The organism is Bacillus sp. FSL R5-0654, assembly GCF_038008745.1.
GTDB lineage: Bacteria > Bacillota > Bacilli > Bacillales > Bacillaceae > Bacillus > Bacillus safensis.
In genome coordinates, this window is sequence record NZ_JBBOZV010000002.1 from 1 (window position 1) to 18468 (window position 18468).

General features: G+C 35.9%; 22 protein-coding genes and 1 pseudogene. 15 read left to right on the forward strand and 8 right to left on the reverse strand.

The window, feature by feature from the left end; translation table 11 throughout:
* Window positions 1–204: 204 nt before the first annotated feature.
* From NSS76_RS19335 to NSS76_RS19360, 7 genes are all read right to left on the reverse strand, one after another.
* On the reverse strand, window positions 205–411 hold the full coding sequence (locus tag NSS76_RS19335; protein WP_341082768.1) for a hypothetical protein: 207 nt from the start codon (window positions 409–411) through the stop codon (window positions 205–207).
* Window positions 404–616 (reverse strand): hypothetical protein, encoded by a 213-nt coding sequence (locus tag NSS76_RS19340; protein ID WP_165379321.1) that lies wholly within the window; start codon window positions 614–616, stop codon window positions 404–406. The genes NSS76_RS19335 and NSS76_RS19340 overlap by 8 nt, the downstream gene beginning before the upstream one ends.
* Window positions 617–700: 84 nt before the next feature.
* Complete coding sequence (locus NSS76_RS19345; protein ID WP_341082771.1) at window positions 701–1540, reverse strand: ArdC family protein; 840 nt, start codon at window positions 1538–1540, stop codon at window positions 701–703.
* A gap of 362 nt (window positions 1541–1902) precedes the next feature.
* Window positions 1903–1986, reverse strand: coding sequence for a putative holin-like toxin (locus NSS76_RS19705; protein ID WP_220396317.1), 84 nt, complete (start codon window positions 1984–1986; stop codon window positions 1903–1905).
* A 273-nt stretch (window positions 1987–2259) separates the two neighbouring features.
* Window positions 2260–2517: a hypothetical protein gene (locus NSS76_RS19350; RefSeq protein WP_047947274.1), complete on the reverse strand. Its 258-nt coding sequence runs from the start codon at window positions 2515–2517 to the stop codon at window positions 2260–2262.
* Window positions 2518–2910: 393 nt separating this feature from the next.
* Window positions 2911–3297: a hypothetical protein gene (locus tag NSS76_RS19355; RefSeq protein WP_047947276.1), complete on the reverse strand. Its 387-nt coding sequence runs from the start codon at window positions 3295–3297 to the stop codon at window positions 2911–2913.
* A gap of 9 nt (window positions 3298–3306) precedes the next feature.
* Complete coding sequence (locus tag NSS76_RS19360) at window positions 3307–4476, reverse strand: Alp7A family actin-like protein (RefSeq protein ID WP_105928605.1); 1170 nt, start codon at window positions 4474–4476, stop codon at window positions 3307–3309.
* Between the two features lie 1475 nt (window positions 4477–5951).
* Between NSS76_RS19360 and NSS76_RS19365 the strand changes: the two genes are divergently transcribed.
* A complete protein-coding gene (locus NSS76_RS19365; RefSeq protein ID WP_341082774.1) occupies window positions 5952–7064 on the forward strand; it encodes a response regulator aspartate phosphatase in 1113 nt (370 codons plus the stop codon).
* Between the two features lie 154 nt (window positions 7065–7218).
* On the opposite strand, the gene NSS76_RS19370 is transcribed toward NSS76_RS19365, so the two are convergent.
* Complete coding sequence (locus NSS76_RS19370) at window positions 7219–7602, reverse strand: helix-turn-helix domain-containing protein (RefSeq protein WP_341082776.1); 384 nt, start codon at window positions 7600–7602, stop codon at window positions 7219–7221.
* A 404-nt stretch (window positions 7603–8006) separates the two neighbouring features.
* Between NSS76_RS19370 and NSS76_RS19375 the strand changes: the two genes are divergently transcribed.
* The 14 genes and pseudogenes from NSS76_RS19375 (at window position 8007) to NSS76_RS19440 (ending at window position 18442) form a co-directional block, all read left to right on the forward strand.
* The gene (locus NSS76_RS19375) at window positions 8007–8525 is read left to right on the forward strand and encodes a hypothetical protein (protein WP_341082777.1); all 519 of its coding nucleotides are present in this window, start codon (window positions 8007–8009) and stop codon (window positions 8523–8525) included.
* A 332-nt stretch (window positions 8526–8857) separates the two neighbouring features.
* Window positions 8858–9865, forward strand: a complete 1008-nt coding sequence (locus NSS76_RS19380; RefSeq protein WP_341082779.1) for a hypothetical protein — start codon at window positions 8858–8860, stop codon at window positions 9863–9865.
* Window positions 9865–10041, forward strand: a complete 177-nt coding sequence (locus NSS76_RS19385; RefSeq protein ID WP_335363827.1) for a hypothetical protein — start codon at window positions 9865–9867, stop codon at window positions 10039–10041. Before NSS76_RS19380 ends, NSS76_RS19385 begins: the two co-directional genes overlap by 1 nt.
* 317 nt (window positions 10042–10358) lie before the next feature.
* Window positions 10359–10664: a hypothetical protein gene (locus tag NSS76_RS19390; RefSeq protein ID WP_341082783.1), complete on the forward strand. Its 306-nt coding sequence runs from the start codon at window positions 10359–10361 to the stop codon at window positions 10662–10664.
* Between the two features lie 979 nt (window positions 10665–11643).
* Window positions 11644–13941, forward strand: a complete 2298-nt coding sequence (locus NSS76_RS19395) for a thioester domain-containing protein (RefSeq protein ID WP_341082785.1) — start codon at window positions 11644–11646, stop codon at window positions 13939–13941.
* A 2-nt stretch (window positions 13942–13943) separates the two neighbouring features.
* Window positions 13944–14090 carry a hypothetical protein gene (locus NSS76_RS19400; RefSeq protein ID WP_161796771.1) on the forward strand — a complete coding sequence of 49 codons (147 nt, stop codon included), beginning with the start codon at window positions 13944–13946 and terminating at the stop codon, window positions 14088–14090.
* A 68-nt stretch (window positions 14091–14158) separates the two neighbouring features.
* Window positions 14159–14488 (forward strand): annotated as a pseudogene (locus NSS76_RS19405) (single-stranded DNA-binding protein); the annotation flags it as partial.
* A gap of 86 nt (window positions 14489–14574) precedes the next feature.
* Window positions 14575–14790: a hypothetical protein gene (locus NSS76_RS19410; protein WP_341082791.1), complete on the forward strand. Its 216-nt coding sequence runs from the start codon at window positions 14575–14577 to the stop codon at window positions 14788–14790.
* Window positions 14791–14800: 10 nt separating this feature from the next.
* Complete coding sequence (locus tag NSS76_RS19415; protein ID WP_341082793.1) at window positions 14801–15193, forward strand: hypothetical protein; 393 nt, start codon at window positions 14801–14803, stop codon at window positions 15191–15193.
* A complete protein-coding gene (locus NSS76_RS19420; RefSeq protein WP_341082795.1) occupies window positions 15190–16359 on the forward strand; it encodes an ATPase, T2SS/T4P/T4SS family in 1170 nt (389 codons plus the stop codon). Before NSS76_RS19415 ends, NSS76_RS19420 begins: the two co-directional genes overlap by 4 nt.
* Window positions 16360–16370: 11 nt before the next feature.
* Window positions 16371–17177: a hypothetical protein gene (locus tag NSS76_RS19425; protein ID WP_144500369.1), complete on the forward strand. Its 807-nt coding sequence runs from the start codon at window positions 16371–16373 to the stop codon at window positions 17175–17177.
* Window positions 17174–17875, forward strand: coding sequence for a hypothetical protein (locus NSS76_RS19430; protein WP_144500368.1), 702 nt, complete (start codon window positions 17174–17176; stop codon window positions 17873–17875). The genes NSS76_RS19425 and NSS76_RS19430 overlap by 4 nt, the downstream gene beginning before the upstream one ends.
* 18 nt (window positions 17876–17893) lie before the next feature.
* Window positions 17894–18256 carry a hypothetical protein gene (locus NSS76_RS19435; protein ID WP_144500367.1) on the forward strand — a complete coding sequence of 121 codons (363 nt, stop codon included), beginning with the start codon at window positions 17894–17896 and terminating at the stop codon, window positions 18254–18256.
* Between the two features lie 48 nt (window positions 18257–18304).
* A complete protein-coding gene (locus NSS76_RS19440) occupies window positions 18305–18442 on the forward strand; it encodes a hypothetical protein (protein ID WP_186305429.1) in 138 nt (45 codons plus the stop codon).
* The last annotated feature ends 26 nt before the right edge of the window (window positions 18443–18468 follow it).

The window sequence follows — 18468 nt, forward strand, 5'->3', positions numbered from 1 at the left end:
AGATGACCGCAGCTGAAGCAAGTACCAGGGCAGCACGTGGCCGGAAAAGATGACCGCAGCTGAAGCAAGTACCAGGGCAGCACGTGGCCGGAAAAGATGGCCGCAGCTGAAGCAAGTACCAGGGCGCAGCACGTGGCCTTAAAAAGTGGCTGTAACTAGCTGTGTGAACATAAAAAAATTCTATCCATTTTTAATGAACAGAATTTAATGTCTATTTTCTTGTATCCAATCAGCATCATATGAATTATCACGTTTTGCAAAACGATGAACATATTTCAGAACATTTTCTAAGTCTTGAATAGAAGTATCTTTATCATTTATGGCTTTTTCAACATACTGACTATCATATAAGTCATCACGTTTAGCGAAACGATGTGCGTACTTTATTTTGTCTATTAAAGCATTATTCATCCTTATGTTCCTCTTTTCTTAACTCATCTAACTGATAATTAAAGAACTCTCTTTCTTTTTCGCTTAATTTATTTGTTACATAAAAATCGAGAAGAATCTCGATCAACTCATATTGTTTAACATCCTTCACCTTCATCAAAGCCTTCAGTTTGTTAAAGATGGGTTCAGTTAATTTTATATTTTTTCTGAAATCGTTTTTTTTCATAAAATTCAACTCCTTCTAATCAGCAAAAATATTATATCACATCCCACTTACCCAAAAAAGGGATAAGTGGGATAATTTATTTTTTTAAAAATTTTTACCCTGGATGTAGTCGGCTGCTTTTTGTGCATGTTGTGCAGCTTGTACGATTAGGGTGTGATCATTTTCTAAAGCACTCAACCATGATTTTATGTATGCGGCATTGTTGTCTATGGTGTGGTTTTCTATTTCAGTTAACCCACATAACATTGCTGCCCCTAGCTCTGCTATTAGTTCCTCTTTGCTGTAACTTTCTGTACCAAAACCGTTTGTCTCTAAGTTTACAATGCCTGGCCTATTTAATCGGTCTTTATGTCCTGTGCTGTGTATCAGTTCATGAAAGAACACCGAGTAATAATGATGTATGTTGTCAAAGTCTTTCATTGGTGGCACATTGACAACATCGGAATTTTTTCTATAATAGGCTCGTCTGCTGTCGTGTGTGACAGTAGGAGGATTGTTGTATCCTTTAATGATTGCTTCAGCCTGTTCTATTGGGTTCAGTTCACTTTCTTTTTTTAGAATCCGTTTAGGCCTTATTCCTTCTGTTTGTTCTCCTACCTTAAATACTTTGTAGTATCTAAGTAGGGGGATTTTTTTCTTGTTTTCTTGGTTTTCTTGATCCTCTTCAACAAACTCTAATATCTTCCAAAATACTACGAACTTCCCTTTTGCACCTTTCTTAACAGATCCGCCAGCATCTTGTATTTGCTTATAAGTCGCATATTCGCCACTTTCTAGAAGCAATAGGTTAATGCCTCTATATGGTTTTTGAGTAAGCCAGTTTACAGGGAAACCGTTGGTAAATGGATTTCTCCAGGGGATTGTCCCCTGTTCAAGCTTTTGGATGATTTGGTTTGTAATCATTGCGTAAATTTTTTTGCTCATTTTGTTCCCTTCCTCTCATGTGTTAGAATGAAGGGGCAAAGGGTGTCGAAGTTCTTTGCCCTGGGGTCGATTGTTGGTAGCAATCGGCCTTTCCTTTATACTCTAATTATAACATTTTATCCCCTTTAAGTAAAGGGATAAATGGGATAAAAAATAGAGACGGGTTGATTTAAAGTCAATATGAATATATACTGAATGTACATAGAATAACTATCCACTTTGAAGTATATAATAAAAAAGTCGGTAGATGCGCCAACATCATACCGACAAACAATAGCATAGCTCCTTCTTAGGAGTCAGCTTCACAGCTTATAACGAGTTAAACGAGTAAGATCGCCTTAGTTTCCAAGCCGAGGACGGTCTTACTTTTTTTTGTTTGATGACATGATCGCCACAATAAGAATGCCAAACGTTAGCATTAGTTGAAGTGCGCTTTCTACTGCCATGCTCTCACCTCCTCTCTATAAGAAGGTGAGCCGACCGCCCTGAAGAAGCTGATTCTATTGTCATTAATAACCTTACCTAAAGTCTTCAAAAAAAACAAGATTATTAGGGTTTAAAAACCACAAACTTTGTCCATCCTTTAACCAGGAGGGATATTATATGAATTGTAAGCATTGTAAAAAGAATGTGAGATCGAAAGTTAAATATTATGAGCAACAAAAGATGTGTAGCAGCTGTTTTAAAGCATTCAAAAAAATTGGGGAGACTTGGGGTAACTAGTACATAATACGGCCTTGAATTTTGACCGGGATCACTCTGTAGTTGTCGTTGGTATTGTATTTTGATTGAAACCAGTTAATAACGGATTCATTGTTTAAGGCCATCTCAATAATTTCGGCAGCTAGCATCGTTTTAGTCATTTCACATGAGACGGCCAACTTTTTCAGTTTTTCATGAGTGTCATAATCAACTGAAGGATTAACACGAGTTTTTTTATCAGATCGTACTTTTCGGTTTGGTTGTTTGATTTTCATTGACTCTACTCCCCTTTTTGCGGTTTCCTTATCAAATTAAGCGCATTTAGCTCACTAACACTGTTAAGCTGTTACGGTGCTACATTGTTAAACTGTTACTATGTTACGCTGTTAATAGTGCTTATATGAATAAAAAAAGAGACAGCACATTCTAGCTGTCTCTTTTGTGTTTATGAAATTCCTTTTAATATACCTATCTCTATAATCTGATCGTTATTGAATGTTCTATAACTATCCCAAGACCACCGATCCTGAATAACTAAGTGGTTAGAAGAAACAGAATGTACATAACCCTCATACGTGATATTATCTGCATAGACGATACTTACTTTGTCTTTAAGGTGCAGACTATTAATGATCTTCTTCACATCCATTGTTTTCCCCCCTCAACTGTTAGAAATCAACGTCATAATCTTCCTCAATGCTTCCGATGACTTCTTCATCTGCTAATATTCCTTCTTTAATTTCTCGTGGGGTGCTGTCATTGGTGTGACCATGAGATAGATCAGAAGAAATCAACGTTTTCTGATCCACCTTTTTTCTTAAATCTCTAAACTCTCGCTTCATTTCGATCTGAAGTTCATGAACCAGGTCAAGAACATGCTTGTCCTTCTCTTTATCTTCAAGACTTTTTTGTTTGTCCATCATGTCTTTTTGGATCAACTCAAATGCATATTCCCGGAAAGTTTTTGATTCGGTTTCATCTATTCTTTGCACAACATGATTATACATTTCATCCGTCATTTTATCGGTCCGTACGTTTAATATCGGCTTTTTCATGACATCACCCTATTTTTTTTCTGCTTCTCTTTTCTTTTGCTCGGCCCTGCTTAATACTTCCAAGCCAAACAAATTCAACAGCCTAGCATCATCGGCCACAATATGATTAGATTCGGCGATTTCTCGTCCAAATTTTTCTTCTGCGACAATGCCAATCATTTCACTCAATACTTCCCCTACACCGCCAAAGTATACATATTTATAGCTTGTGTCTTTCGGTGGTGTAAATGCTTGTACACACTGGGAGATTTTGATTTCCGTAAATTCTTTCAGTGATTTCCGTATGATGTTAGTGAGATCGAATTTCTCCCCAGTGTTACCGTCTCTACGTTCTAGTTTTGACTTAGCGATGTTGGAGTAGATGAATTTTTCTAAATCCCTTACGTTGTCAAAGTGTTCTAGTAGTTTATCTTTTCTAAGGTTCTCTAAATGCAGTAAGAATGGCGCTTCTGTGTTCGCTACGAAGGACTCTCTGCTCTTTGGAGCTTTTAATCCTTCTGGCAAGAGTACCAGGTCATCAGTTCCGCCGCCTAAGTCACAAAGCACGACTTCGGAGTTTTGGAATTGTTTAGCCATTTCATTATCTGTTAATTCAAATGTTTTCTTAATGCCCCATCTTGCGACTTCTGATTCGATCCGGCAGGCCGCATCAAGTACATTGATTGTTAAGTCTTTTTCCATTCCGAAAGTGAGTACCTTCACGTGATGGGTTCCTTTAAATTTATTAGCCATCTGTTCTTGCATTTCACTGAACTTGTTAGTCTTTTTAAGCAGCCATATAGGCAGCATTGTTTGGAAGTAATCTATTTGCAATTCATTTTCTTCTTTTTCAACATTTTGAGGGTTTAAGGCATGATAGTAAGCTGTTGCAGCCAGGAACATGACTAAAGGAATATGAGAATCCACTTTATTATGTAATCTTCTAATGTGGTTATTCCCTAGAACTTCTTTCTGTGCAATTTCCCCAACTAAAAAGAAGCGGTTTTCGCCGTCTATTTCTGTGGAGATCATAAGGCGATCTTTTAAATCGTTTGGATCTTCTATGCTACTAGCAAACTTCCCTTCAGCAACATCTTCCTTTATTTCCACTACATTAGTAGGCATTTCAAAGAAATACCCATCCACCAAGTTCATGTACATGCTGTTGCCAAAATCGATGTTCATGCGAGAAATTTTCATTTTATTAACTCTCCTTTGTTTTCACTTTGTTACAATGTACCTCATTTTCAATAATAAATCAACTGTTTGTTTACAAAAAATAAATCAGTATTATCAAGGGTTTATAACGTTTAGTTGTTTTTCGTGTAAACAATGTAAACAAGAATTTTCTTGTTTTCAAGGGGGGGACTTTACTATGAAAAAAAAATCATGTATATTAAATTCAAAGAGTCAAACAGAAAGATTTGACAGCATTTTTTGACTCTAGTATTCTTGCATAGAAAAATCCCCGTTGTTTGCAGACAACGAGGATCGAAGAGTATTACATAAAATTGTGAAAATTCAATCATATAAAAAATGACATAAAAAAAGTGCCGATGTTGCAGCATCAACACTTTTACCTGTAAGCTCCTACACTTACAATCAATTATTAGCTGATTTCATTTTACCGAAAATACGTGTATACGTCAATAGTTTTCGGTTTCTTTCTGACGACAGTAAATGATTGTTTTGTGTAGCAGCAGACAATCATGTGCTGTCGTTTTTTGTATGCACCCAGCTGCCGTTAAGGGGTGTAAAAATAAACTGACGTCAGGAGTTGCCCCGTCCAACGCAAAAATACGGGGATATACCACAATAAGCGTTCCTTGCTGCGCTTGTGGTGAATGGCGGGAACGGCCATTAACGGTTCGGCAAACGTGTATATCACAAGGTTGGCTCGGCGCATTACGGTGCGGGTATCTTTGATCAACAATCCTTATTACAAGCAATAATAAAGTTGTCTTGTGTGAGAGAACACTAAACAAACTCTAAGGATTAGCATATTGGACGGGCATGATATGTAAAAAGATCAAAGCAAACGGAAGTTTGACGATAGCAAGGCACTACTGGAAACCTCAGACGTCTCTATGACGCTAGTAAGATCGGATACTTGTCACAGTCGTTTTTTATTTTTAGCGTCTGTGACAAGGTATCCGAATTTCGCCCCCTGTTTCCTAGAGCATCAGCTATTCTGCTAGTCAAAGGGCGTTAAAAGTCAAGTGAAAACTATTAATATAGCGAAATTCTTTAAAAACCATCAGGTTTTTAATTACCTTTTTGAAGGCCGTTTTATATAAAGAACGTTATTTAGTTTATTAGTATAGCTTTAAGGGTTGTTCAGATATTTGGTTAACTTCCTGTGAAGTTATTCTTTAAAGTGTGTGTGAACTGACGATAATATACCGGGGCGCAGATGTGGCCGGAAAAAGTGGCCGGGATCGATGCAAAGTACCAGGGCAGCACGTGGCCGGAAAAAGTGGCCGGGATCGATGCAAAGTACCAGGGCAGCACGTGGCCGGAAAATTGATATTATTCAGTTTACTTACTTTTCTATTTATGCAATACTTTTGTTGTGTATTGGAATGATTGTATATGGTTTACAAAAGGTCAGATATAGCTTAGTTGTTGCCAGGTCTTATTGTATTTTTTATCTCTAATTAGGAGGGGCAGGACTCATGGTAACCAAGAATAAAATAAGTTCACCAGAAATGGGGAACTTGCTAAATAAATGGCGAGATAGGATCAGAAGCGGTAATAAATTAACGTCTGAAGAGTTAAAAACGAAGGTTACTAGAGTACTGTCAGAATTGAAACCTAAAAGTGATTTTACTACAGAGTTAAGTAATTATTATCTTCTTTTGGACTATTGTCATTCTTTGATGAAGGGTGAAAACCCTGATAATAAAGAAGTTGTAGACATGATAAGTAAAGGCGATATTAATGCTACCGTTGATTATTACTATTACTTTTTTTCAGGCCATTATGAATTTTTTAGAAAGCAGTATGTTGCAGCCATTGCTTATTATCAAAAAGCAGAAAAGTTACTGTCTTTAATTTCTACTGGTGACGACACTTTTTTCGCAGAGTTTTGTTATGAATTAGCCCATGCGTATTATCGTATTGATCAACACTTATTTTCGATCAGTTATACCACGATGGCCCGACAGATTTTTCATTCTACACCTAATTATCAAAAAGAGGCTGTAGAATGTGGAATCTTATTAGGAGCTAATATGTATGATATGGATTTGAATTCTAAGGCCAAAGATTACTATATTGATGCATTAGAAGAAGCAACTAAACAAGGCTACACTAGGTTGTTGTCTAAGATTCATCATAACTTGGGTTTGATTTACTGGAAGATGGAGGAGTATGAAAAGGCAGAAGAATTTCTTATCAAAGCATATAATGATAAGAGTCATATGTCCTCACCTTATAGTGTTAATACTCCGTATATGTTGGCCTTAATTCAATACGAAACATCAGGTGAAAAAGCGGATGAGTGGTATGAAATTGCGTTAAAATACGCTAATGATAATAACGATGATGAATACAAAATCAAAGTGTCATTACTTTATCATGTGTATCAAAAGTTTGATGTTGATAAGATCAATCATGATCTTATAGAATTAGAGAGAATGAATCTGTGGCCAGATGTATATGCTATAACAAAAAGGATTTCAAAATTTCTAGAGGATGCAGGGGATATAAATTCTAGTTTTAGTTTCCTGAAAAGGGCATTAGAGGCCAAAGAGCAAATACCGAAAATATTGGAGGCGTTGAAATGATGAAAAAACTAATCTTGGCAAGTTTGATTTTGTTTACAGCTGTAACCGTAGGAGCTGCTGTCGGATCGGAACCAGTGCAAGTTGCTGAAAAGGCAATCATCTAAATAGACTGCCTTTACAAACCTTTATACAATCCTCGACTAATCACAATTGATTAGTCTTTTTTTTGTTTATATTTGTTTTTGATCTTCAGTAATTCAATATATTCCTCTATTTTGTGTATATCTTCATCTGTTAATTCAGTAATATCAAATTCTTTTGTCATCGCATTCGGGTTTTGTTTACTGTGAGGGGAACTGTCATCCTTTTTTTGCAGTTTGGCAATGTATTCGATGAGATTCATATATTCTTGGTGAGTAAATCTTAGTGGCTTGGCAAGTTTTTTTATAGTTGCAGCACTTGGTTTCCTTTCCTTTTTCTCTAAAAGAGAGATATAGGCAGGGGTTAAGCCGGTTTCCAGGGCAACTTCTTTTTGAGTCATATTTAAAGCGCGCCTTTTTTGTATCAAAAAATTGGCGAGATCAAAATTCTCAATCAAGCTAAACACCTCATATCGTCATTGGTTGTGGGATTAACTCGTTAATTCTGGTTAATTTAGCAAAAAAATTAACAAAAGTTGATTTTTGTTGTTTACTTCTGTTAATTTCAGTGCTACTATAATAATTGAAATTGCTTATTCAATAGACTTTATGCGATTTAGAATTAACAAATACATATTAACAATAGTTAATTATTTAAGGGCTATCATTTTTTTGGATGATTTGGTTTACATTAATAGAACGTTATTAGTGTAATCTTGTCCATGTTGTAAAGGTATACAACATTTAAACTATAAATTTCTTTCTTTGTATTGTAAAGAAATTTATAGTGTTGTATTTACAAAAAATGGTGGTGTCTATAATATGATACCACCATTTTTTTATAGAAAGGAGATTTTTTAGAGTGAAAAGATCAAAAAGAGTAAAATTACTTAACGTTGAGATGACCACCTATGATATTCGTTCTTTAGGATCTTCTGTGAAGATGTTTAATGGCAGCACATATGAAGTAATTGATTCAAGGTTATTCAATCCAATATCAAAGACGTTTATACGGATTGATGACCACAAGCGTAATATTAGGAATGTAAAAAATTCCAAAGGTCAAATTATTGCTAAAAGAACAAACGTAGGGTCTAAGTTGCTGCTTACATCAGCGGCATTCCTACGATCAGAAAACAATGCTTCCTGTGTTAGCAATCAAAACAGACCTTCTAAAGCAGCACCGAAGGCGTATCGCCCTGCAAAGTCAGGAAGAGCAAAAGAAGTAGGGGTTCTTTTGTCCGACACGAAAATGAGTGTTGACGAGTGCAAAGAAAAGTTGCTGAACAATGGGGCAAAGCAAGTTTATTTTTACGAAACGAAAGCAGGCACTGTTGTTGTATCTTCCCCATATAAAGTGTTGCATGATTTATTAGGCTAGTTAAAGTTTTATTTAGGGTTTGCATGTTTGTTAATGAAGCTCATTAACAAAATAAAAGAATATTAGGGTGCTCCCCCTCCAAAGGTATAACGGGCCATGTAATATCTTTGGGTGAAAATTCTTCTTGGTGCGAGATAGTAGACAGCAAGTTTGGCCTAGCATTGTCAGATTCATTATATGAATACTTGGCTGACATAGAGTTTGTGAGTGAACAACTGCTAAAAACTCACGATTAAGGAGATATTAGATTCGTTAGTAAACATGTAAACCCTAACGATGTATCCTTTTTTTAGCACTGGATGTAAAATATTATTAAAAAAGGTGTGAATAGGATGAAAAAGAAAAAGTGGGTAACAGTTATTGTGGCAGGGACGATTTTAATTGGTGGCGCAGGTGCGGCTTATTCTTTCCAGGCGAATGCTTCTGAAAAAGGGCGGGTAGATCGAGCTGAAAATGCTGTAACTGCAATCTACACTTCGCCTGAAGACTTGAATAAGAAAAATTACAAAGAAGCTGAATCATTTGTTAAAAAGATTAGTGATGATGAAAAGCGGGCGCAGCTGACGAAAAAACTATCTAATGCCTATACCATGCATAAAGCGATTCAGATGGTTGAGGGTGATATTCAAGATGGAGTGATAGTAGACGGGCTGAAAGCGCAGGAAGTAGAAGTCACCAAACAATATATTGAAAAAGTTAAGCCAATTGATTTAAGGCTATACAAGACCCTCTCAAAGAAAGCCGATAAGGCTTTAAAGCAGGTTATACAAATTGAAAAAACCAAGCAACTTTTCAGCAGATTAAATGATAGTCATGACTGGAAAACCTTTAAAAAGATAGAACGAGAAGCAAGAAAAGTATTAAATGAAAAAGAAAGCCGGAAGTTCCAAAAACAACTAGATCAGATGGAAAAACGCATTGAACAGAGTGAAAAAAGAAAAGAGAATATCAAGAGAGAAACCCAAGAATTAAGCAAAAACAATAATGATTCGAATACATCAAAGTCAAACAACACAGATACCAAAGCATCATCACCATCGACAGCAGCACCACAGGAAAAGAAACAACAAAACGTGTATACATCACCCAAGAAATATGTTCAGAAACAGCCGAATGGTTCAGGAAGCCAATCTAAACCGTCTAAAAGGCCGTCACAGCCTAGTAAGCCTTCAAAGCCAACTACACCACCGAAACAGTCACAGCCTTCTAAAAAGCCTTCTAAACCGTCAGGAAACAAGGATTTAGATGCTATTGGTAAGGATTTAGAGAATAAAGACTGGAACAGAACGGGTTCAGGTGAAATTGATAAGGGCGGTAATAGTTGGGAGTCATGGGATTAATGGATAGCGAAGATGTATTGAAATATATTGGGGTTTTTATGTTATCAGTAATCGTGCTTTCAATCGGGGTTTATGTTCACTATTTGTACTTTTTCTTTGATATTTGGTTAGCACCTACTATTTTTTGGGTGATTTTCTTTTCTGCTTTAATTGCTTATTCTGCTGTTAATGATTGATTATTTTTTTTAATCTCTATGTATACAAAAATACGCCTGAAAGGGAATTTAAACTATGAGTAATCACATGAGTATGATGATTTTTGTGATATGTAGTGCTTGGATAATTGTTATTTGTACATTAGATGCCCGCATTAGAAAAATGGTGTTGTTTTTTTTATTACCTTGCATCGTATTTAGCGCCGCATCTTTCATCGTAGTACCACATGTAATTAAAGGTTTTATGGACATTCTAAGAAACATACTCTCATGAAGATTTGATATGAAGAAGGTTAATCCAACCTTCTTTTTAATTTGAAGAAAAGGAGTGGTTTATCTTGAAAAGTTATTACCTGATCAATGAAACTCAATTTATTCGCAGCTTGAGGCATTTGGGATGTATGCACTTGTTAGATACATTTCGTGCTAATTTGGATGCGAAAATTCAGGAAGTATGGGTTTTTGAGGGGAATATATTTGAAGTGGCCGCACCTTTTCAGTATGTAGGAATGTTGGTAATAGCATCCTTTGAAGTTGTTAGATCGGACACTGCAACGATTGAAATAGAATTTAAAGATTTTATGTTTGTAAATGTGAAACGATCTGATTTAATGAGTGAGAGGATGTCAGAAATTTATGTTTAGCTTTTGGGATGTAAGCGTAATGTTATTAAAGTTTTTAATTTTAATTGGCTTATTTATAGGTGAAATCCACTTGTTACTTTATTTAATTGATATAGGACATATTCTAAGTTATATTGCAGTAGGGATAATTTCCTTTTTTACATTAGCCTTATTACTATGGATATTTCAAAGAACTATTTGATATTTAAAGTCACTTCTTAACGGAAGTGGCTTTTTTCTTTGGAGGGAACGTGTTGAAGCGAGCTGAGAACATTTTTAAAGCTGTATCTAAATGGTACTTGATAGGGATTCTTTTTGTATCTTATTCATTAGCGATTTTTCTGGTTATTAAAGAATACCAGGTAATTATTGATGATTATCGGAACGTGTTAAAGCCCTTTGCCATGACACTTTTACCATTTTTAGTTCTAGGCTTTATGCTCTGTTGGGGGATAAGTGAACTATCTGTTTTTGATAGTTTAAAAAAGGGATTCCTGGTAGGGTTATCTTTTTTTGTGTACTTGATGTCGTTTTTTGTAGTTAGTGAGTATTTCAATCAATACTTTCACCTGGCTTGTGTGGTAATGCTAATAATTCCTGTTTACTGGTTATGCTCGGTGTGGCTCATAATGTTGGGTAGATTAGTTATTAAATTAATACGTGTTTTTAAATAATGAGGTGTTTTGTAGATGTCTTTCAAAAGGGCTTTGCTGAAAGCTACATATGATTTTGCTAAAGCATTTGGAATACTATGCTTATGCTTATTATGTATTTGTTTAATTTTTACGGTGATTATCGTACTTCCATCTTTACTTTTATATATATCCATTTGGCTTATGATTATATATTACTTGATCCTAGCGATCTTTATTTATGCGGGTTATCTATGCTTTTTAAAAGAATAAAAGCAAAAGTAAAGACGGTATAGTGTAACAAATAATCATTAAAGGAGGTGAACGATTAGGACAGTTTTTACTAAAAGGAGGAATGAAAAAAAGAAATGAAAAAATTGTCTATTGTAAGTATCCTATGCCTTTCTATTATCATGATTTTTGGTTCACTCATTTCAAATGATATGAAAGCAGCTGCCCCTAAAGTTGAATACTTAGGTAAGATTCAGTACGGAGCATATATTGTGGGGAAGTTCAAGGTGAATGGAGAAATTGCCTTTTGCTTGGATCATGTAAAGCAGACACCACCTACAGGCGCACCTTATGCCAATGGTAATGCTTATAAAAATGAGCAAATACGAGCGATTCTATACTACGGCTACGGTGGCCCAGGAAATGAAATAGGAAACGGTGATACGGCTCTTGTCGCTACAACAATAGCTCTCGATAGTATCATGAACAATAACCACTCAACAGGGCGAGAAAGCATTCCAGGATACAAAAAGTTAATGGCACATGCAAAAGCTAAAGATGCACCATCTACAAGTATTGGTTTCAACAAAAAAGAAGTGACGAGTAAAGTTTCAGGTAATCTTCAAAAATCGGAAACAATCGTATTTAAAGCTGATCCAAAAAACTCAATTAAATTAAATGTTCCTAGTGAAGTAACCCTTTATAAAGACAATAAAAAATATTCGAGTAGCTCTGTGACAATCAAAGGTGGCGAAAGTTTTTATTTAACAGCACCTTTGGATTATGCAAAGCAATTAAACTTCAAGAATATTAAGCCATCACTTGGCAAGTATCAGTCGATTTTATTCACTTCGTCAAACTCAAAATATCAACGTTTAGGATCGGGTTTGCTTCTTGACCCTGAACCCGTAGAGAGTTTGTCAATAAAGTTCGAGAAACGGCAGCGCAATATTAAGGTCGTACACAAAGAGAAGTTTGAGGGAGAAATCCTTGAAACAGCAACAGAGACAAAAAATATCGGCACTAATTACAGTTATGCCCCAAAGGACAAGATTGTAAAAGGGGGAAAAACCTACGTCCCTGTTAAAAAGGACAAGAAAACAGGAACCCTGGGAACGAAAGATATAACTCTAGTGTTTGAATACGTGCTGCAAAGAAAAGTAACTGTCTTGCATAAAGATAATCGTGATAAATCATTGATTAAAGAAGATGTTTATACAAAAAAGCAGGGAGATAAATACACTTATAGCCCTCTTACAAGTTTGAAAAAAGGCAAGTATACTTATAGGCCTGTCTCTAAAAAAATTAGTGGAACAGTCGGGAAAGAGGATATTACATTAACCCTGTTTTATGATGTACCACTTATTGAGACTAGTCTTGAAAAATTACAAGTGTATACGGCGGCCGCAGACAAAGGATTACCTGTCAAAGTGGCACTATCCAAAACAAACGTATATAAAAATAATACGCCAGGAATGACTACAGCCAAAATAGACGTCAGTCTCTATGAGGGGAAAACTAAGCTTGATTCAAAGACATACACAGCGCAGTCTTTGCCAAAATCAATAAATTTCCTCGTCGATCCGAATACATTAAAGGTTAATACAAATAAAGCATATACAGTCAAGTTGGAAGGCTTTAATAAAAACGACTTTGACATTAGTATTGGATCAACATTAACAACAAAAGGATATACAAGCAGCGAGGAAAAAATATCAGTTAACATGAAAGACCTTGTTAAAAAGAAAGGCTCGATCAGTAGAGTCATAATGACAGAAGTAACACCGACAACTAAGATGAGAAGTTATTTTGAAACAGCAAATTTTTCAGGTGATTTATTGAAAAAGAGAAAGACGGGTTACGGTTTAGAACAAAATTTGATATTCGCTTATGAAAATATGCTGAATAAAAGTGATGATCACATCAGTTTTGACTTCAAAGTACCTTCACAGTTGTTAGATACTTATTTGAATTACAAGATAAATAAAGGGTTGGCCGCATTTCCTATGGATGTTGCAGCATCGAAGAAATCACAACAAGTAGACAAGATGATTCAAGAAATGACGTTTCAATTTCCACATGTCAATGTAGAAAGAGAGACAGGCAGCCTTTTCACTGATCAGCAGGTAGCTTCTAAAGACAAACGTATTAAACATGCTCTTAGAGATGGCGGAAACCGATTCTATACGCCTATATGGGCTGAATTGGGTGATTATGATGTTTCGTATGTCTCTAATCAAATAGGCGTAAATAAGGTCACAATAGAGATTAAGGACAACCTGAATTTGTATGCTTATATGTATGCTCATATGGATAGCGATACATTAGATCAAGACGAGATTCTTTTAACGCCCATCAATGCCGATGATCCCTTCCCTACTGGAATACCCAAAGGTTGGACTAAAGAAGATATTAATTGGCTAAGGAGTGAATGATCATGAAAGAGCTTGATCATGAAATTCATGCAGCAAGAATTGATTTTTTAATGACTTATTTAAATATGACGCCAGGTTGCCAATTTGATGAAAACGCATGTGAGCGATTGATTGAGGATTTGAAGAAAATTGGTTTGCGTCTGTACTAGAAATCTAAATAACAAAGGAAAAAGCTAACGGTGATGCCGTTAGCTTTTTTTTGAAAGGTGATGTGCTAATGCTAAATAGAGTTGTATTAACTGGAAGGCTAACAAAAGACCCCAATCTAAAATACACACCCAACGGACACGCTGTTTGCATGTTTACTCTAGCAGTTAACAGAAAGAAGGCAACCGAGAATGACAAGGCTGATTTCTTTAACTGTATTGTATGGAGAAAACAAGCTGAAGCAGCTGCAAACTATTTGTCAAAGGGTTCATTAATTGGAGTGGATGGCCGCCTTGAAACGAGAAATTATGAAAACCAGCAAGGGCAGCGTGTCTTTGTGACTGAAGTGCAAGTCGAAACAGTTCAATTTCTAGAGAGTAAAAAGGATAAGCCAGGATCAGATCAAGCACCAGTAGACGTCCATAATAATGTTTTCAATGACCCAGGTGCCGAAGATATACCATTTTAGAAGCGAGGTGTAACCACATGAAGGAATATAAAGAAGGTTTATGGCCGTATTCAATCAATGAAGCAATGAAAACTATATTGAATGTAAGAGAGAATGTATTGGTCGTAGGACAAACAGGATCGGGGAAGGCTGTGACCGAAAAATTGTTTGAGATTAAAAGTAGAGCAGCAAAAGAAGGCCAGGGGCGACTTTCATGTGACATGCATCAATTGAAAGACTTAAACGGTCAATGAGGTGAATTAGATGAAAGGATTGATTTTGGCTATAGGCATTCTTTATGCAGGCGGATATACGGTCCTGTTTAGTACGTCTTACTATACGGAATCATACCGTCATAATTCTATCATTATGACGATGACAGAAGCCGGGAAAATTGCAAGTGTTAACAGCGTAGATAAAAGCTCACGTATTCAAGATGGACAGGTAGAAATTACAGAAGCAGCCTTCAAGAAAAAATTCAGAGAAAAATTCGAGAAAAACAAGAATGTCAAGTTACAAGGCATTCAATATAAGTTCGCCTTTTTAAAGAATACTTCAGGTGGAATTAAGGCAGCTAGAGTAAAAATCACAGATGATCGAAAAAACGAGTACCAGGTGAGCTTTGTATCAAATATTGCGAAGGAGGATAAAAAGTGATTGCGGAATCTTTAGTTAAAACCATTTTTGATGATTTGAAGCGGAAAGACCCTGAGACCGTTCTAGCAGCCTTCACTGATAACGAAGCTAGAGACACCATGAGATACCTAATTAGAGAGAATCATGGCATTGTAGTTGATACTGAGGAAAAAGTAGAGTATCTCATTCAAGAAATGGTTGGTCTTGGTGTAATTGAGACCATTACTAAGAATGATGAAAATATAACGGACATTACCTATAATGGCCGCCACTTGGTCATAGAAAGTAGCGACAAAGCAGAGCCTTACATCTACACAGATAAATTAATTGATGATGATTATATTGTCTCGTTAGCTTCAAAGGTTGCCAATGTTACAGAAAAAGAATTCACCCCTAAAACGGACGTATTAGAAGCATCAATAGGCTATCTAAGATTTACATTTGTTCATAAAAGCAGATCAAATGGGATTGCCGGAAAGGTTACGACAATGGCTATTAGGGTGTCTCGGCCTAAGTTATCTTTGAATGATGATAACTTTATCGAGTTTGCCCCTTTAAAAATGAAAGATTACTTCAAGAATGCAGTGAAGCAAAGAAAGAACATCATAATTGGTGGAGAAACAGGATCGGGAAAGACTGCACTTCAGAAATATTTGGTTTCGTTTTTTGATTTTCGAGATAAAGCAATATGGATTGAGGATGTTGCTGAAGGGCACTTAGATGTTTTATTCGGTGATAGCAAAGACATATTTTCTTGGCAAACGGGTCCCAACACATCAATGACCAAGCTAATTAAGACAGCTTTGCGGTTCAACCCGACATGGATTTGTCCTACAGAAGCAAGGGGCGGTGAAGCAAATGAGATTATGGATGCTGTTTTATCAGATCATGGAGTAATCAGTACATGCCATACGCCAGGCATTAAAGAACTACCTCGACGATGGATTAACATGATGAAAAAAGAATACACCTTTGACGAACAAGCAATGCTAGAAGATATATATAATAACTTTGGCGTGGCCGTTCATGTAAAAAAAGGTGTTATAAATGGTAAAAATGTTCGCTATTTAAGCGAAGTAGGTTCTTATAATCCAGATGGATCAGTTAACTATATATTTAAGCAGAGATTGGTTAACGGAAAGCTAGAGTACAAAATATATGATCAATTAGAACCCATCACGATATAGGAGGGAATTTCATGAAAAAGAAGGTGTATACGCTTGATGAGCTTAACGCTTATAAAAAAGCGTATGGGAAACCTATAGAACGTGCTGAACTTATCTTGTCGCTTTTAAAGCCGTTTATAGTAGTGTTTGTATTCTCATATCTACTTTTACACTACTGGCTAGTTAGCGGCATTTTAGGAGTCTTGGCGATGTTTTATGGTTATCGTGTTATGATTCCGCAATCAATCAAAAGAGTTTATAATTCTAATGCATTTACAGAAAGGTACCATTTTATAACCTCTTTAACACAAATTTTAAGTAATCAAGATAAAACAATGCTTACAGCATTAAAAACTGTCGCAAAAAGGGCAAATGGCCAGTTCAAAAAAGATTTATTAGAACTTCAGCTTTCTTTAAAAGGTGCAACGTCTGAACAAATAGTCGAAGCCTTTGAGAAATTCTCAGAAAGATACAAAGATGATGTTATTTTTGACCTTTATGTTGAACAGTTGACAACGGCAACAATAGAAGGACGTACAAACATTGATACTATTAAAAGTATTAAGACTTTATACACTCAATTAAAAGCCAAACAAGAAGATTTTCTGAACAGAAAGAAACGTGCTACCTACGAGTTTCGATTTATCACAATGATTTCACTTGTCTTAGTGATTTCTATCTCTGTGTACCCTTTTGGTTTAGAACAGTTTGTGAACGTATATGCGCATCAACCAGTCGGGTGGATTACTAGCTCAATCTATTTAGCATTGTTTGGTCTGTTCTTCCACAGCTATCATAAACGATTGGGAGACGATGAAATTATGAAGGTGAAAATATGAATAAATTCTTGTCTAAAACTGCAGAAGCTAACTTATTTTCAATGTTAGAGCAATTAGAGTATAACCTTATTCAGTTTCAAAAAAGACGGCTGCTAAAGGCAATTTTTGCTCTAATTATTGGGGCGATCTTTGGTTCAATGTTAACTGGATGGGCTTTGCTTATTGGGCCAATACTAGCTTTATTTGTTTGGTGGAGAGAATATCAAAATGTCGTTAAAACATATAAGCAGTTCACCTATCTTAGAGAGATTGAATTTAACAAATTTTCAAGAATGTTAATTCCTTTGTTGCTAGAAAAAGGAGCAACTCTTTATAGCTCGTTAAACAAGATGGTGAAAAGGATAGAATCAGGACATGTTCAAGAGGCTTTGAAAAAGTTCTTAATTGAGTTAAATAAAAACCCAGATTCAGAGGAACCGTTTGAGCAATTTGCTAAAGCTGCAAGTGGATCAGATGAGGCTTTGCTTTTTCTAATGACATTATATGATTACCGAGAGAGTTCTTTCGATACTACCGTAATAGAAGAATTAGGGAGAAGCACAAGTGAGAAATTATTTGAGGGAGTCGATGATATCATTTTATTCAAAACTAGAAAGTTCAGTATGTTCCCAACAAAATTGACAATGGTTTCTTTTATACCTGTCATTGGTTATGCCATTGCCATGATTATAGATGCTACTTCAAAAATCCAATTATAAGAGAGGGGGTAAACTACAATGATGGAGGGTTCAATCACCGCCATTTTCAAAATGTATTTGTTCCTTTTGTGTATATTAGCGATCCTGTCGGTCGCTATTTTTTTTATTCAGGTCAATCAAATCAATGAATATAAACAAATTGTCAATTATCAAATAGAACGAAACGGCGGTCTAACATCTGAAGCGCTTAGCAAATTAAAAGACTATGATCAAAAACATTTTAGTGGCCGTTTTAACATCGAAAGTCCAATGCTTAACCAAAAGGTTAAGTACGGGGACGAGGTTGACTACACAGTACACTCAACTTTTGAAATTCTGTATTTTGAGATTCCAAACGTAAAAATTCCGATAAAAGGTTCTGCTTTATCTCTAACTAGATGAGATTTTTGCAGAGCCTTTTTGTGTGTCCTTTAAAGGAGGTGAGAAAACATGTTAGATCAAAACTCGGACCGAATTTATTGGGTCATCGGAGTGGTTGCGGTAGTAGGAACGATGATTCTGAAATCAGATACAGAAATTAACGGGCTGCTAGATTTGGTGTTTAGTGGCTTCAGAAGCAAGCTGTAAGGGCGTATCAAAGGGTACGTTCTTTT

Excerpts from the sequence above, each read along its gene's own strand:
- NSS76_RS19335 (WP_341082768.1), bottom strand. The coding sequence starts at position 411 with ATGAATAATGCTTTAATAGACAAAATAAAGTACGCACATCGTTTCGCT.
- NSS76_RS19340 (WP_165379321.1), bottom strand. The coding sequence starts at position 616 with ATGAAAAAAAACGATTTCAGAAAAAATATAAAATTAACTGAACCCATC.
- NSS76_RS19345 (WP_341082771.1), bottom strand. The coding sequence starts at position 1,540 with ATGAGCAAAAAAATTTACGCAATGATTACAAACCAAATCATCCAAAAG.
- NSS76_RS19705 (WP_220396317.1), bottom strand. The coding sequence starts at position 1,986 with ATGGCAGTAGAAAGCGCACTTCAACTAATGCTAACGTTTGGCATTCTT.
- NSS76_RS19350 (WP_047947274.1), bottom strand. The coding sequence starts at position 2,517 with ATGAAAATCAAACAACCAAACCGAAAAGTACGATCTGATAAAAAAACT.
- NSS76_RS19355 (WP_047947276.1), bottom strand. The coding sequence starts at position 3,297 with ATGAAAAAGCCGATATTAAACGTACGGACCGATAAAATGACGGATGAA.
- NSS76_RS19360 (WP_105928605.1), bottom strand. The coding sequence starts at position 4,476 with ATGAAAATTTCTCGCATGAACATCGATTTTGGCAACAGCATGTACATG.
- NSS76_RS19365 (WP_341082774.1), top strand. The coding sequence starts at position 5,952 with ATGGTAACCAAGAATAAAATAAGTTCACCAGAAATGGGGAACTTGCTA.
- NSS76_RS19380 (WP_341082779.1), top strand. The coding sequence starts at position 8,858 with ATGAAAAAGAAAAAGTGGGTAACAGTTATTGTGGCAGGGACGATTTTA.
- NSS76_RS19385 (WP_335363827.1), top strand. The coding sequence starts at position 9,865 with ATGGATAGCGAAGATGTATTGAAATATATTGGGGTTTTTATGTTATCA.
- NSS76_RS19395 (WP_341082785.1), top strand. The coding sequence starts at position 11,644 with ATGAAAAAATTGTCTATTGTAAGTATCCTATGCCTTTCTATTATCATG.
- NSS76_RS19400 (WP_161796771.1), top strand. The coding sequence starts at position 13,944 with ATGAAAGAGCTTGATCATGAAATTCATGCAGCAAGAATTGATTTTTTA.
- NSS76_RS19410 (WP_341082791.1), top strand. The coding sequence starts at position 14,575 with ATGAAGGAATATAAAGAAGGTTTATGGCCGTATTCAATCAATGAAGCA.
- NSS76_RS19415 (WP_341082793.1), top strand. The coding sequence starts at position 14,801 with ATGAAAGGATTGATTTTGGCTATAGGCATTCTTTATGCAGGCGGATAT.
- NSS76_RS19425 (WP_144500369.1), top strand. The coding sequence starts at position 16,371 with ATGAAAAAGAAGGTGTATACGCTTGATGAGCTTAACGCTTATAAAAAA.
- NSS76_RS19430 (WP_144500368.1), top strand. The coding sequence starts at position 17,174 with ATGAATAAATTCTTGTCTAAAACTGCAGAAGCTAACTTATTTTCAATG.
- NSS76_RS19435 (WP_144500367.1), top strand. The coding sequence starts at position 17,894 with ATGATGGAGGGTTCAATCACCGCCATTTTCAAAATGTATTTGTTCCTT.
- NSS76_RS19440 (WP_186305429.1), top strand. The coding sequence starts at position 18,305 with ATGTTAGATCAAAACTCGGACCGAATTTATTGGGTCATCGGAGTGGTT.